Genomic DNA, 14,270 nt, shown 5'->3' with positions numbered 1-14,270 from the left:
TTTTAAAAGTAATTAAATATTTATTATACAAATTTTTTGTGGATAAATATAGTTCGTGTAGTGGCCTTTTGCTGTTTCCGATCATTTGAAAGGTATCTAAATATCTTGCAGGGCAGGGACTAAGTGGTTACAGCTAATACAAGGCATGTCGTTATATGGGTGGGGAAGGGACTCTGCCATCTGTGTAATGTGGTCCATACTGGTCGATATGCCCACAAGCGGGAGAATGCGGACGGTGCATTCTTCAAGCTGAGGAGTCAACTGTGAAACAGATTATCTGGGGAGTACTTTTTTCCCTGCTTTTGGCAACGGCGGCCACTGCGGCTGAAACCGGTTATCCCCCGCCCCCGCCTGCGGGGAAGCCTCTTTCGGTCGAGGACTCCATCTATGGAGTGCTGCGTAATCACCACAATCTGCGAGGCATGATCGAAAACCGTGAGGTGCTGGATCATGAGGTAAGGCGCGCTCAGGCTGGTTTTGGCCCCCGTGTTGACGTTACAGGGCAGGCTGGCGGCAGCGTTTTGAGCGATTCAAGCACCCGCAGCCAGAACCTTGATTCGCAGATGTGGGGCAAGGTGGGCTACAGCGCCCAGCTTGTGCAACCCATATGGGATGGTTTTGCCACCCGTTCCCGCGTTCGCACTGCCAAATCTACCCTCGAATCCCAAAAATACCGTGTATTCGATACGGCGACGTCGCTTTCTCTTGATGCGATTATCGCGCATATTGATTTACTGCGCCGCAGAAAAATCTACGAACTTTCCGAAGAAAACGTGGCCCACCACAAATCTCTTGTGGGGCAGGCCCAGGATCGCGCCAGCCTTGGCGCGGACACTGCCGCAGACGTAACCCAGGCGCAGTCGCGCTTGCAGCGGGCGCTTTCAAGCCTTTCTGAAGCCAAGGCATCCCTGCTTGTGGCCGAGGAAACCTATACCCGGCTCACCGGCTTGCCAGCGGCCAGCCGTTTGCAGACCGTGACCATGCCGCCCCAGCTTTACACCGCATCGCAGGCGGTTCTGGAAAAGGCCAAAAAAAGCAACCCCAAACTTGCCGCCTATCTGCAGGATATCCGCGCCTCGCGCGCCGAGCGTGAACTGGCGGATTCGGCCTTTTCGCCCGCGCTCAACCTCGAGGCAGGCCCCAACTATACCAACCTTGGCGGCACAAGTGATCGCTGGGTGTACAGTTTTGACGTCATGGGCGTAGTGCGCTGGAATGTCTTCAACAGCGGGGCAGACGTGGCCGAGCGCCGCGCCGCCTCGGCCCGCATGCGCCAATCGCGTCAGGTAATGTACAATTTTATTGATGATCTCAAACTTGATGTGGACAGCACCTGGGTCAACTATCTTGCTGCCCAGGAACAGTACAACCACTATTCCAAAGCCATAGAGTACAACAAGTACACGCGCACTGCCTATATCGAACAGTTCCAGATTGGCAAACGCAGTATTCTGGACGTGCTGGATACAGAAAGTGAGCTGTACAACTCTGCAACCCAGGCAGAGACAGCTCGGGGCAATATTCTTGTGGGCGCGTACAGGTTATCAGCGCTCACGGGCAATATGCTGCCAGAAATGTCCATCAACACCGGGCCACTTGGGCAGAGCGCGCCCAAGGAACCGGAAGATCCCCGCGAGGAGTTCGCTCCTGGCTGGTTCAACTGATAATCCTTTCCGCATGCCCCGGTTAAGCCGGGGCATGCGGCGCTTTTTTAAGGGCGCAAACCCTTCTTTACCTGGCCGGGATCATTAGCTGAGCCATGCGGCGCGCCTTGTGACTCTTGCCTGTAGGGTGAATCCTCTCAAGGGAAGGGCTTTGCCGCTCTGCGCGATGATAACGAAAGGCTGATGCCGATTTATCCCCATCAGCATCAATGGAATATGCATGGATACAATTTCCGCGGATTCAGAGGAAAAGGCACGGCCCACATCACCTGAACAGGAATCCGGCGGCAGCCGGGCTCCGCAAAAAACAGCAGACACGACACCGGGGCAAGACCCCGGCGCAGCAGGGCTCGGCTCTGCCCCGGCACCGCGCACTGCGCCGAGCATGGGGCCGTTGCGGCCTTCAGACGTGGACTTCATGCCCGGCTTGTTGCGCAGTCTTTCTGTTTTGCTGCGTTTGCGCGGGCGAGCAGTGTCGCCGCATGTGCTTATGGCCGGGCTTTCGGGCAGCAAGGTAACGCCTCAGGCCTGCCTGCGGGCGGCCCGCAAGGCGGGGCTGGCCGGGCGTATCGCTTATCGTCCTGATATTGCAGATATTCCAGGCCTTGTGCTGCCGTGCATTCTGTTGCTCTCCCACGACCGTTCGTGCGTGCTCACCGCCCTTGACGGCGACATGGCCGAGGTGATTTTTCCGGAAACCAGTGAAAGCACACAGTTGGTGCCAGTAGAGGCCTTGACGGACGAATACTCCGGCTATGCGCTCTTTGCCGCAGTGGAAGCTGCGCCGGATGACCGTTCCGAACGCCTCAGCATTGCCCGCGGCAAGCGCTGGTTCTGGGATGTGCTGCGCTATTACGCGCCCATCTACAGGCACGTGGCCCTGGCCAGCGTGGTCATCAATCTCATTGCCGTGGGCAGCCCGCTGTTTGTTATGAATGTCTATGACCGCGTGGTTCCCAACAATGCCATAGAAACACTGTGGGTGCTGGCAAGCGGCATCTGCATCATCTATCTATTCAATTTTATGCTTTCGGCCCTGCGCACCCATTTTGTGGATGTGGCTGGCCGCAATGCGGATATCGTTCTTTCCAGTTCGCTGGTGGAAAAAGTGCTTTCCATGCGGCTGGACGCCAAGCCCGAATCCACGGGCGCGCTGGTCAACAACCTGCGCGAATTTGAGCAGCTGCGCGAATTTTTCAGTTCCTCAAGCCTGCTTGCCTGCATCGACCTGCCTTTTCTGGTTATTTTTCTGCTGCTTACGGCCTTCATTGGTGGCCCTATGGTGCTGCTGTCCATTGGAGCCATGCCCATCATGATCGGCATTGGTCTGCTGCTCCAGCACCGTTCGCGCATGAGCGCCGAAGCGAGCTACAAGCAGAACATGCAAAAAAACGCCCTGCTGGTGGAAATTGTGGGCGGGCTGGAAACGCTCAAATCCTGCATGGCCGAAAGCCGTATGCAGAAGCTATGGGAATCTGTGGTAGGCCTTTCGGCCCGCTCCAACAGCGAATCCCGCAAGTATAACAACCTTGCGGTCACATCTTCCATGCTCATTACCCAGCTGGTTACCGTGGCCATGGTGGTGTGGGGCGTGTACCGCATATCTGATGGCCTCATGACAATGGGCGCGCTTATCGGCTGCAATATCCTGGTGGGGCGCACCATGGCCCCGCTGCTCCAGATGGCCTCCCTGCTCACCCGCCTGCAAAATTCGCATGTGGCCCTCAAGGCGCTGGACATGCTGATGATGCTGCCTTCCGAAAATCAGACGGAAAAGACCTGCATGGATTTTGGCATGCTGCGCCCTTCATTCACGTTGGAAGGGGTTTCTTTTGCCTATCCCCGGCAGGAACGGCTGGCTCTGGAGCATGTTTCACTACGTATTGAGCCGGGTGAACGCGTGGGCATTATCGGGCCCATGGGATCTGGCAAAAGCACGCTGTCAAAGCTCCTTATCGGCCTCTATCAGCCCAAGGAAGGAGCGGTGAAGTTTGGCGATGTGGACATCAGGCAGATTCCCAGCATGGAGCTGCGCGGCCGCGTGGGCGTGCTGCCGCAGGATGTGGTGCTGTTTTACGGCAGCATTCGCGAAAACATCGCCCTGGGGGATCCCACCATCAACGATCACCTCATTCTGCGCGCCGCCTCCCTGGCTGGCGTCACAGACTTTTTGCGCAATAATCCCGCTGGATTTGCCGCGCAGGTGGGCGAGCAGGGCAAGGCGCTTTCTGGCGGGCAGCGTCAGGCGGTGGCTCTGGCGCGCGCTTTGGTGCGCGACCCTGAGGTGCTCATTCTGGACGAGCCCACCAGCAATATGGATACGGATTCAGAAATGCTGCTGCAAAAAAGGCTGCAATCGGTCATTGGCGGGCGCACACTTGTGCTTGTGACCCACCGGCTCTCCATGCTGCGCATAGTGGATCGGCTCATTGTTATGGAAGGCGGACAGGTCAAGCTGGACGGCCCCCGCGATGCCGTGTTGCAGAGCCTGCGCGACCGTTCGAAAAAGAACGTGACCAATGTGCAGCAGGCCGCCCCGCAGGAAAAAGCTGCGGACACCTTTGCCCATGCCGCCAACGCCTGAAAATTCGGTTTTGCTGAAGAGCCTTGGCTTTTTGTTTAAATGACCGCCCAGCGGTTTTTGGAGAAGGGGCATGCAGTTGCCACAGAAAATTATGGATATGACCGACGCAGAAAATCGGTCAGAACAGAAAATAGGGGCGCAAGACGGCACGTCAAAGCCTGATGTGCTTTTGCCTCCTGGCGTGGAGCCTTCGGTCTTTCCGCAGTCGGGTGCTATGCCGGGCATGCCCTTTGGCTCGCATTTTTCACGGCCCAATGTTGACGCGCCCCTGCCAGCCATGCCCGGTAGCGAGAATGTGCGGGAAACATCTGTTGATCCTGATGTAGCCGCCTCTTCTGGGGCCGGGGCGAATAGTGGAACTGCCAAATTGCCCGATCTGGACGCGCTGATTGCCGATCTGGGCCATAATGGCGGCGACATGCAGCCTCTGGGGCTGGACGCTGCCGCCAAAAAGAAAGAACCGAGCAATATTGAGCTTTTTTTGCGTCAGCTGCTGCTGGGTGGGGAGCATGAACAGCACCCGGATAAAAGCCTGCGCCAGTCAGTGCGTGAAACTGTAGACAGAATTTTGGGCAAGGGTGACCAGCAGGGCGCCGGTGGCATGATGGGTGGCCAACAGCAGGGCAATCCCGGCCTGTTCGCAGCAATGGACGCCCCCCTGCGTGGCCTGACGCCCGATGATATCCTTTTTGCCAACGAGGTGGACGCGGCCCTTGCCCGGCGGCCCAGGTTCGGCGTTCGCGCCTTGTCCATCAGCGTCGGCGCGTTTTTTTTGTGCCTGATCATCTGGGCGGCTGTTGCCAGCGTGGATGAAGTGACTCATGCGGAAGGTTCGGTTGTTGGTTCGCAGCGCACCCAGACTATCCAGAACCTCGAGGGCGGCATCCTGCGCGCAGTGCTTGTGCACGAAGGGCAGATTGTGGACAAGGGGGCGGTGCTGGCGCAACTGGACAATGAGATGGCCGAAAGCGCCTACCGCGACGCCGTGAACAAGGCCATGGAAAACAGCCTCGCCATTATCCGCCTTGAAGCTGAAATCAGGGGCGATCCGCCTGTTTTTCCAGAAAATTTTGACATGTGGGCAGAAAAGGTCATTGGCCGCAGGGTGGAGGCGGGCATGCTGGGACGCATTCACCAGATCATTCAGGATCAGGAAAATGCCTGGCACAGCCGCCGCGACCAGCTCAATGCGGAAATTGATGTTCTACAGTCCCAGTATGTGCAGCGCCTGCATGATGTGGAAGAGCTGACTGCCCGCAAGGTGCAGCTCGACCGCAGCCTCGAGCTTTCCATTGAGCAAAAGAACACGGCTTACGCCCTTGTGCAGCGCAACAACTTTTCCAAGCTGGAATACCTCGGCATGCAGCAAAAGGTTGTGGAATTGCAAGGCCAGATAGATTCCCTTGCCGCCACAATACCCAAGGCCAAGGCCGCAGCGGATGAATCCAAGCAGCGCATTGCCTCCCGCAGGGCAGAGCAGGTCGCGGCTGTTACTGACGAAATCAACAAACGCAGGCAGGAACTTAATTCACTGCGCGAAAATCTTTCGGCAGGGCGCGACCGCGTAACCCGCACAGAACTGCGCGCTCCCGTGCGCAGCACGGTCAAGCAGATATACATTTCCACCGTGGGCGGCGTGGTCAAACCCGGCGAACCCATCATGGACCTTGTGCCGCTTGACGACACTCTGGTGGTGGAGGCCAAGGTCAAACCACAGGATGTGGCCTTTCTGCGTCCTGGGCAGCATGTCATGGTCAAGGTTTCGGCCTATGATTTTTCCATTTACGGCGGCCTTGAGGGCAAGCTTGAATCCATCAGCGCCGATACCATCGAAGACAAGAGGGGCGAGCACTTTTATCTTGCAAAAATCCGCACCCAGAAAAACGCCATTGTCTACCACAACGAATCTCTGCCCATCATGCCGGGCATGGTGGTGACGGCAGACATTATGATCGGCAAAAAAACCGTGCTGGATTATCTGCTTAAGCCCATTCTCAAGGCCAAGCAGAACGCCCTGCGCGAGCGCTAGAGCTAAAATGCGGGCAGACCAGGCTTTAGCCTGCCGTAAGCCAGCCTTTCAAGGGTTGATGCTCCTGTACAGATTTATTGAGACGCGCCGCCAGATGAAGGAAAATATATGGCACCCCAAGAACTGACTCTCCCAGGCGTAGCCCAGCGCAACCGCAAGGCGGCGCTGACCATGTCGGCACTGTTTGTGCTGGCGCTCTGCCTGATTTTTATTTTTGCACGCTGGTACCTGCATGATTCGCGCGCCCACCTGCTGCGCGAAATGGGGCAGGACATGAACTCCCAGGCCTCGGGCAAGGTGGCCCTGCTCACCGTGTGGTCCGGCACCCTTGCCGGTCAGGTAAATGTTTTTGTCACGCAGGATATGCTGCGGCTGTTCGCCGCAGAGGTCGCCAGCGCGGGCGTGTCCGCCACGGATATGCTGCAGATGGCCCGACAAGGTCAGGCCGGAGTCGAAGCAGATATGATGCCCCCGGCGGGCTTTGCCAACAACGGGGATACGCTGAAAAAATTTGCGCCGCGTCTTCCGCTGATGGTCAACTATCTCAGTGAGTTCATGGAGAAAAACAGTTTTAGCGGCGCGAGCCTGGTCAATACAGACATGCAGATGTACCTCGCCCCTGAGGGTGTGCTGCCGCCTGATGAAGAGCAGCGGCCCTTTTTGCAACAGGCCCTGAACAGCAAACAGCCTGTTCTTATGCCTGTGCGGCGTGAAAATGGCAGGCTTGTCATGGATATGGCCTTCCCCATTTTTGCGCCCCTGTATGTGGATTCAACCGGCGACAGGGTGGTTTCCCTGCTGCTGGCCACCTACAGTGTCTTGCCTGTAACTGCCGCAGCCACGGGCGAAGGGGGCAATGGCAGCCAGTACAATACATTTATTCTCCAATCCTTTGGTGAAAAGCTGCAACGCATTGCGCCTACCGAAGTGTCGGGCGTTTCAGATTTGCCCGGCTGGTCGTTGCATGATGAAAAACTGCCGCTCGGCACACGCATTGATCCCGGCCTGCCGGAAGGCGAGCGCGAGATATACGGGCTTGCCCTGCCCGTGCCCAACCTGCCCTGGCTTGTGGAGCAAACCTTGCCCGTGAGCCGCATTGATGAAAGATTTTCTGGCATAAAGCAGAACGTCGTTGTGGCTTCACTGATCATGGCGGCGCTGGCTGGCGGCCTGTTGGCCGCCCTGTGGTGGAGCCTTGTAAGCCGTAACGAGCGCGCTGTGGCGGAGCAGATGCACAAGCTCTATCTGGTGGTCAACCAGCAAAAGCAGATCATGGACGGCGTAAATTCCGCCCTGTCGGCGGGCATTGTGCTCAACGACCTGAACGGCGTCATCCACTACGCAAACCAGAGTTTTGCCCGTTTGTGCGGCAGGGAAAAAGCCACAGAGCTGCGCGGGCTGAAGTATTCCGAGCTGGATATGGAGCTTGCGCGCAGCCTTGTAACCCACACGCTGGCCGTGCACAGGGCAGGCGAACCGTTCAGCTTTGCCGAAGCCCTGCTGGTGGATGGCAAGCTGCGCTATTATCTTACCTCCTGCACCCCGTTTCGGGATGAAAACGGGCGACTCTCGGGCATGGTCTCGGTGTACAGCGACATGACGGATATTGCTGTGGCGCAGCAGCGTTCGCAGCAGATGGTCGCCCAGACCGTCAATGCTTTCGTCAAGGCCATTGAAGCCGTGGATACCTATCTGCGCGGGCAGTCGGCCTTTACCGCGCAGCTGGCGGTTTCTCTGGCCTGCGGGCTTGGCCGCAACGATGCGGAAACCCTTGCCACCCTGCGCACGGCAGCCAACCTCTCGCATGTGGGCATGATCCAGCTTCCCAAGGATCTGCTCACCAAGACAGGCGCACTCTCGGCGCAGGAACGGGCATCGCTGCAACAGCATGTGGAATTTGCCCGCGAGGCCCTGGCAGACATTGATTTTGGCCTGCCTGTGCTGGAGGCCATCACCCAGATGTACGAACGCCTGGACGGCAGCGGCTACCCCCTGGCCCTCGACGATGGGGCCATCTGCCTGAATGCCCGTATCCTGGCGGTTGCCAATACCTTCTGTGCACTTATGAGGCCACGCTCCTACCGTGAGGCGCACAGTACGGGAGATGCCCTGAATATTCTGTCCGAAACTCCGCCCAAGTATGACGCTGCGGTTGTTGGTTCACTACGGTCATTTCTGGAAACAGAGTCGGGTATGGTTTTTTTGGAGCATTTGCTTGGCGATCCTCAGCCAAACAGCGCCTAATCGGTACAGGGGTTAACAATGCGCATCCTTTTTTTGAATTCTGTTTTTCCAGGCCGCTTCCGTTCTCTTGCCCAGGCCTTTGGCGCATCCCAGAACAATACCGTGCTGTTTCTTGCAGAAACCGGACAAAAACTTGCCATTCCCGGTGTGCGGCGGCTGCGTCTGGCGCCGCCTGCGCCCTATGAAAGCGACGACCCGGCAGAAAAGGAAATCGTAACTCGCCTGCGGCGTGGCGCGCGGGCGGGCAACGCCCTGCTGTCACTGCGGAGAAACGGTTTTGTCCCAGATATTGTCTGTGCTGCGGCAAGCATGGGCGGCAGTTTTTACGTGCGCGACATCTTCCCCAAAGCTTTTTATGTGGCTCAGGGCGACTGGTTTTACAACAACGGCGAGAGCCATTGCTTTTTTACACGTGGCAACCCTCGCCCCCCGGCGGATTTTGCCCCCCTGCGGGTTTGCAATCTGTGGGAATACAACGCGCTGGGTGAATGCCAGCTTGCCGTTACCTCCTCCCTCTGGCAGCGCGCCCAGTACCCCTCCGCGCTGCAACGCGACATAAAGGTTGTGCCCAGCGGCATCAACACGCGCTTTTTTTTGCCCGGCGAGGAAAAAAAGGATGGCGATGCCGCAGGCGATGGCGTTGCTGATTCCTGGGGATGCGCAAGCAATGAGCTGGTGACCTTTTGCGGCCCCATGCACGACCCCGCGCGCGGGTTTGACCAGTTCCGCAAGTGCCTGCCGCGCCTGCTCGAATTACGCCCCAACTGTCTGGTGGTGCTGGCCTGGCTTGATATTGCCCAGACCGGACGCAAGCAGAATGGCGGCACAGATACGCCAGCCGAATGCTCCGAGACAGGCAAGGCCATGCGCCGCGCGGTGGATATTCTGGGCATTGACCAGAGCTTCCGGGCGCGTGTGCACCTGCTTGGCGCGCGGTCGCTCAAGGAATACCGGACCATGCTGCAACATTCGACCGCGCATGTGTATCTGGCGGCGCCGCATGTGTTTTCCACCGGTTTGCTTGAGGCCATGGCTTGCGGCTCACTGGTCGTGGCATCAGACACGCCGCCCGTGCGCGAAGTGGTGCAGGACGGCGTAAACGGCTTTTTGTGCGACTTCTGGGATCATGAAAACATGGCGCAAAAACTGGCTGACGTGCTGGCGCGGGCTCCGCAGCTGGGGCATGTGCGGCGCAATGCGCGGCAGACTGTGCTGCGCTCGTATGATGCGGATGTGCAGACGCGCAGATTTATGGATATGATCAGCGCAAGCATGAAGGACAGGGCAGAAGGCTGACAGTTTCCCCAGGGACTCTCAGACTCGGGCGGTGTGGTGCTGTTTGGCAGCCGCGCGCCAGCGCGGCTTACAGACCCTGCATGGCGAGCCTTGCTTCAAATTCGTGCGAAGGCTCCGGCTTGGCGTAAAAAAAGCCCTGCGCCGTGTAGCAGCCCAGCTTCATGATAATGGCGGACTGTTCTGCTGTTTCCACACCTTCGCTGATGACATTCATGCCAAGATCCGAAGCCAGACGGATGATATTGCCGAGCACGATCTGCGCCCGCTGCCCCGGCAGGTCGCGCTGGATGAAGCTGCGGTCGATCTTGAGGCAGTCTGCGTCAAGCATCTGCACAATGCCAAGGGATGAATAGCCCGCGCCAAAATCGTCAATGGCCGTTTTGAAGCCCATTTCCTTCAGTTGAACAATCTGTAGCCAGACAGCTTCAGGGTTGTTCATGATGGCGCTTTCGGTAATTTCCACTTCCAGCAGGTGTCGCGGCACGGAATAGCGGTCTGCAATGTCCGCAAGCCGCTGGGTAAAGTGGGGGCGGTCAAAATGCAGCCGAGAAAAATTGCAGGAAACCGTATGCAGCGGCAGGTTGCGCGTTTTCCAGCTGCGCAGGTTGCGGCAGACCTGCTCAAATACAAAAAAATCAATGGACATCACAAGGCCGTTGCGCTCAAACATGGGGATAAAACTGCCCGGCAGCATCATTCCCCATGAGGGATGATTCCACCGTACCAGCGCCTCGCTGCCGGTAATGGCTCCTGTGCGCATGTCCACCTTGGCCTGATACCACACCTGAATTTCGCCGTTGGTCAGGGCGTCTTCCAGCTTGCCGTTCAGTTCATGGCTCAGCAAAGCTTCCTGCCGCATATGCTCGTTGTAGAGCACCATGGGCATGCCAGACGAACGTTTGGCTTCCAGCCGCGCATAGTTGGCCAGATCCAGCATAAGCTGCACGTCCCTTTCCTGCTCCCTGGGTACACGGTAGGCTCCGTAGACAGTGCGCACTGTGTAGGGCAGCGCCTGACTACGCCGCCACTCGTCCAGTTCCTTGTCCATTTCGCGGACTCTGCCCGAAAGCTGCTCCCATGTGTCAAATCGCAGGAGCATAACAAAGAGATCAGAGGATATTCTGGCGCAGCACTCTTCTGGCAGAATGTTACGCTGCAAAATTGCCGCATAGGCCTGCAACAGGCTGTCGCCCATGCCAAAACCGAACTGGTCGTTGATTGTCTTGAACTGGCAGATATCACCGGAAAGCAGCATGTAGTCAGAGGTGACCTGGGTGGTTATGAGGCTGTCGCACAGCACCTTGAACTTTTCCATGTTGGGCAGGCCGGTCAGTTCATCCTTGTTCATCTGGGCTTCCATGTGGCAGATGCGGCTGCACTTGCAGCCCAGGCAGTAGAGCAGAAAAATGATGACGCCCAGGAAAAAGGCAATAAGGGCGCCAACAACCTTAAAGGGACTTTTTTGAATTGAGCAGTTTATGCTCTGGTCAATGCGGGCTGTAAAGGAGTGCTCTTCTTCCGGTGGGTAGATCGGCAAGCCTGCTTGGCTGTTGAATGGAGATGCCGATGGGGAGGTTGGCACGGCTGCTGAGGGCGCGTCCTGCGCAGTGCCATCATCAGTGGCTGCCTGCACTGGCCTCAGAGCCGCAAAAAGGCAGCAGATCAGGAGCATCAGCAGGGAAAGGCGGAGGCAAAGTGTCTTCATGTGACGGTTTCCCCGGTCTTCCTGGCGTGGGAGTGCTGCCAAAGGTTGTGAGTGCCCCCATTCATGGTGGTATGGCTGCGGTCGGGAACAAACCGGAACCAAGAGCGACCTTTGTATCCTGCGCCAAAGGAAGCCAACGTATTCAATATAGGGTGCTGCTCGCGAAAAAGTCAAACGCTGCCCCGGAGTATGGAATCATCACAGAAACAAGGCCTGTCGCTTTGGGGTGACGGAGGACGCGGTACGCGTTTTGCCCCCCCGGCTGTCAACCTGAACGCAAGAGGGGCACAGGCATGGGCCGGGGGGCAGGGACGTTAAAGTATACTACAGGCAGGCGGCAACTGCCGCCACAAGGCGGTCAATGGGTTCTTCGCGCGCGCCTTCGCCCATGACGCCAACGCGCAGCACCTTGCCAGCCAGGGCGCCAAGGCCGCCAGCCACTTCAATCTTGTGATCCTTGCGCAGGCTGGCGCGCAGGGCATTGGCGTCCACGCCTTCGGGCGGCACAAAGAGGTTGACCTGGGGCGCGGCCCCTTCGGTCACATAGGGCTTGAAGCCAAGCTTGCCCATGCCCTGCTTGAGCCTTTCGTGCATGGCCTGATGCCGCGCAAACGAGGCCTCAAGGCCTTCACCCAGCAGGTTGTCCAGGGCCTGATGCAGGCCATAGTACATATTGATGGGGGCAGTATGGTGGTAGGTACGGGGCGTGCCTTCCCAGTATTTGCGGATGAGCGGCACATCCAGATACCAGTTGGGTATCTTTGTTTTGCGGCGTGCCATGGCCTCCATGGCTGCCTCCGAAAACGAGGCGGGCGCAAGGCCGGGAGGAGTGGAAAGGCATTTCTGCGAGCCGCTGTAAAAAGCGTCAATGCCCCATTCGTCCACGCGCACGTCCACGCCGCCCAGCCCAGCCACGCTGTCCACCAGAAAGAGCGTATCGCTGTCTTTGACCAGCGCGCCGAGTTCAGCCACAGGATTATTCACTCCGGTGGATGTTTCGGCATGCACCACGGCAAGAATCTTGTAATTTTTCTGCGCCAGCTGTTTTTTTACCGCGTCTACAGAGATGGGCGCGCCCCATGGGCATTCCACAGTGTCCACCTGCGCGCCAAGGCGTGAGGCCACTTCAATCATACGCGAGCAGAACAGACCGTTGTTGACAATAAGCACGTTGTCGCCGTGTTCCACCAGGTTGACAAAGCAGGCTTCCATACCTGCGGAACCTGTGCCCGAGATGGGGAACGTCACGGCATTGCGTGTTTTGCACACAGCGCGAAGCTGCTCTTGCAGGGCGTCCATAACCTTGATGCAGTCAGGGTCAAGATGCCCGAGAGTGGGCAGGCTCATGGCCTCAAGCACGTTGGCTGCAACCGGACTGGGGCCGGGGGCCATCAGAAGCACATGGTCCAGTGTTCCTAAAACCGTGGTCATGACAATCTCCTGGTTTGTGTGGGGGCCTGCGCAGGCCCATGCCGGGCGCTTGCTGCGACGGCGGATACAGAACGCTACCACGCATGGAGATGTTTCGGAACCGTCTTGCGGGGGACGTGCCCGATACTGGACTGACAGAAGTGCCAGCAGGGTAAAAACGCATTGTCTTCATCGCCTGCATTAGCTACCTTTGAGAAAAATTCCGACAGGATGTAAGAATTGGTCGGAACGTGATCGGTTTTCAGCGAACATTCAAAAGGAGCGAATGACAGATGAAACGAATCAGCATTCTCTTTATTGCTGCCGTCTTCTTGGCGGGCTCGGCGTTTTCGGCTTTTGCAGCCGAAAAACTGGTGGTCTACACCTCCATGAAGGAATCTATTATTGGTTCGCTCAAAGAGGCTTTTGTAAAAAAATATCCCGATATCGCTATGGATTATCAGTCTGCTGGCGCGGGCAAGCTCATGGCGAAAATTGCCACCGAGCGTCAGTCGGGCAAGATCATGGCCGATATTATCTGGACCAGCGAAGTGCCGGACTTCTTTAACATGAAGTCCGAGGGCATTCTGGAAAAATACGATTCCCCCGAGCTGAAGAACGTCATCAATCCATTCCCGGATTTTGACGGCTCGTTCACGGCCATTCGCCTGGGTACGCTTGGCATCGCCTACAACAAGCGCCACGTGAAGGAAGCTCCCGCCCAGTGGAGCGACATGATGAAGCCCGAGTTCAAAAAGGCCTTTGGCATTGCCAATCCGGCGCTTTCCGGCACGTCCTACATGAGCATTCAGTTGCTGGTGGACAAGTTCGGCTGGGAATACATAGAAAATGTCCATAAAAATGGGGCGCGCATGGGCAAGGGCTCCGGGCAGGTCATTGACGACACTGCCTCCGGCGACCTTCTGGCCTGCATCGGCGTGGACTATATTGTAAACGACAAAATCAAGAAGGGCGCGGACCTTGCTCTGGTTTATCCGCCTGAAATGCTGGTGATCCCCAGCCCCGCAGCCATATTCAAGGGCACTCCCAACCTGGAAGCGGCCAAGAAGTTTGTGGACTTTCTGCTTTCAGAAGAAGGGCAGAAAATTCTGGCCGATCAGGGAACCCTGCCCGTGCGCAAGGGCATTGTGCCCCCGGCGGAATTTGGCCTGCCTACCAGTGAGAAGGCCTTTGAACGCGGCATAAAAATTGATTACCAGCATATATTGAGCGAAAAGGAAGCCACTGTTAAAAAATTTACAGATATTATGATGTCGAAATAGTGGCGGAAACGTTACAATTTGGCATCCTGCTCCCGCGCGGTTACGCCGCGCGGGA

8 protein-coding genes are annotated in these 14,270 nt (G+C 57.2%); 6 read left to right on the top strand and 2 right to left on the bottom strand.

Annotated features, from left to right (window positions below; all coding sequences use genetic code 11):
- Positions 1-263 precede the first annotated feature (263 nt).
- From QZ383_RS06385 to QZ383_RS06365, 5 genes are all read left to right on the top strand, one after another.
- On the top strand, positions 264-1,664 hold the full coding sequence (locus QZ383_RS06385) for a TolC family protein (RefSeq protein WP_291443994.1): 1,401 nt from the start codon (positions 264-266) through the stop codon (positions 1,662-1,664).
- A gap of 220 nt (positions 1,665-1,884) precedes the next feature.
- Positions 1,885-4,248, top strand: coding sequence for a type I secretion system permease/ATPase (locus QZ383_RS06380; RefSeq protein ID WP_291443993.1), 2,364 nt, complete (start codon positions 1,885-1,887; stop codon positions 4,246-4,248).
- A 70-nt stretch (positions 4,249-4,318) separates the two neighbouring features.
- Positions 4,319-6,277, top strand: a complete 1,959-nt coding sequence (locus QZ383_RS06375) for an HlyD family type I secretion periplasmic adaptor subunit (RefSeq protein WP_291443991.1) — start codon at positions 4,319-4,321, stop codon at positions 6,275-6,277.
- Positions 6,278-6,385: 108 nt separating this feature from the next.
- Positions 6,386-8,521, top strand: a complete 2,136-nt coding sequence (locus QZ383_RS06370) for an HD domain-containing phosphohydrolase (protein ID WP_291443989.1) — start codon at positions 6,386-6,388, stop codon at positions 8,519-8,521.
- 18 nt (positions 8,522-8,539) lie between these two features.
- Complete coding sequence (locus tag QZ383_RS06365) at positions 8,540-9,817, top strand: glycosyltransferase (protein WP_291443988.1); 1,278 nt, start codon at positions 8,540-8,542, stop codon at positions 9,815-9,817.
- A gap of 67 nt (positions 9,818-9,884) precedes the next feature.
- On the opposite strand, the gene QZ383_RS06360 is transcribed toward QZ383_RS06365, so the two are convergent.
- Positions 9,885-11,522: a bifunctional diguanylate cyclase/phosphodiesterase gene (locus tag QZ383_RS06360; RefSeq protein ID WP_291443986.1), complete on the bottom strand. Its 1,638-nt coding sequence runs from the start codon at positions 11,520-11,522 to the stop codon at positions 9,885-9,887.
- A 324-nt stretch (positions 11,523-11,846) separates the two neighbouring features.
- Positions 11,847-12,953 carry an alanine--glyoxylate aminotransferase family protein gene (locus tag QZ383_RS06355; RefSeq protein ID WP_291443985.1) on the bottom strand — a complete coding sequence of 369 codons (1,107 nt, stop codon included), beginning with the start codon at positions 12,951-12,953 and terminating at the stop codon, positions 11,847-11,849.
- 272 nt (positions 12,954-13,225) lie between these two features.
- Here QZ383_RS06355 and QZ383_RS06350 point away from each other — a divergent pair, with 272 nt between their 5' ends.
- Positions 13,226-14,215 (top strand): ABC transporter substrate-binding protein, encoded by a 990-nt coding sequence (locus tag QZ383_RS06350; RefSeq protein ID WP_240824834.1) that lies wholly within the window; start codon positions 13,226-13,228, stop codon positions 14,213-14,215.
- Positions 14,216-14,270 lie beyond the last annotated feature (55 nt).

The sequence above is a fragment of the Desulfovibrio sp. genome (assembly GCF_019422935.1).
Lineage (GTDB): Bacteria > Desulfobacterota > Desulfovibrionia > Desulfovibrionales > Desulfovibrionaceae > Desulfovibrio.
The sequence above is the reverse complement of the archived record's forward strand: the minus strand, read 5'-3'. Positions and strand labels throughout refer to the sequence as shown.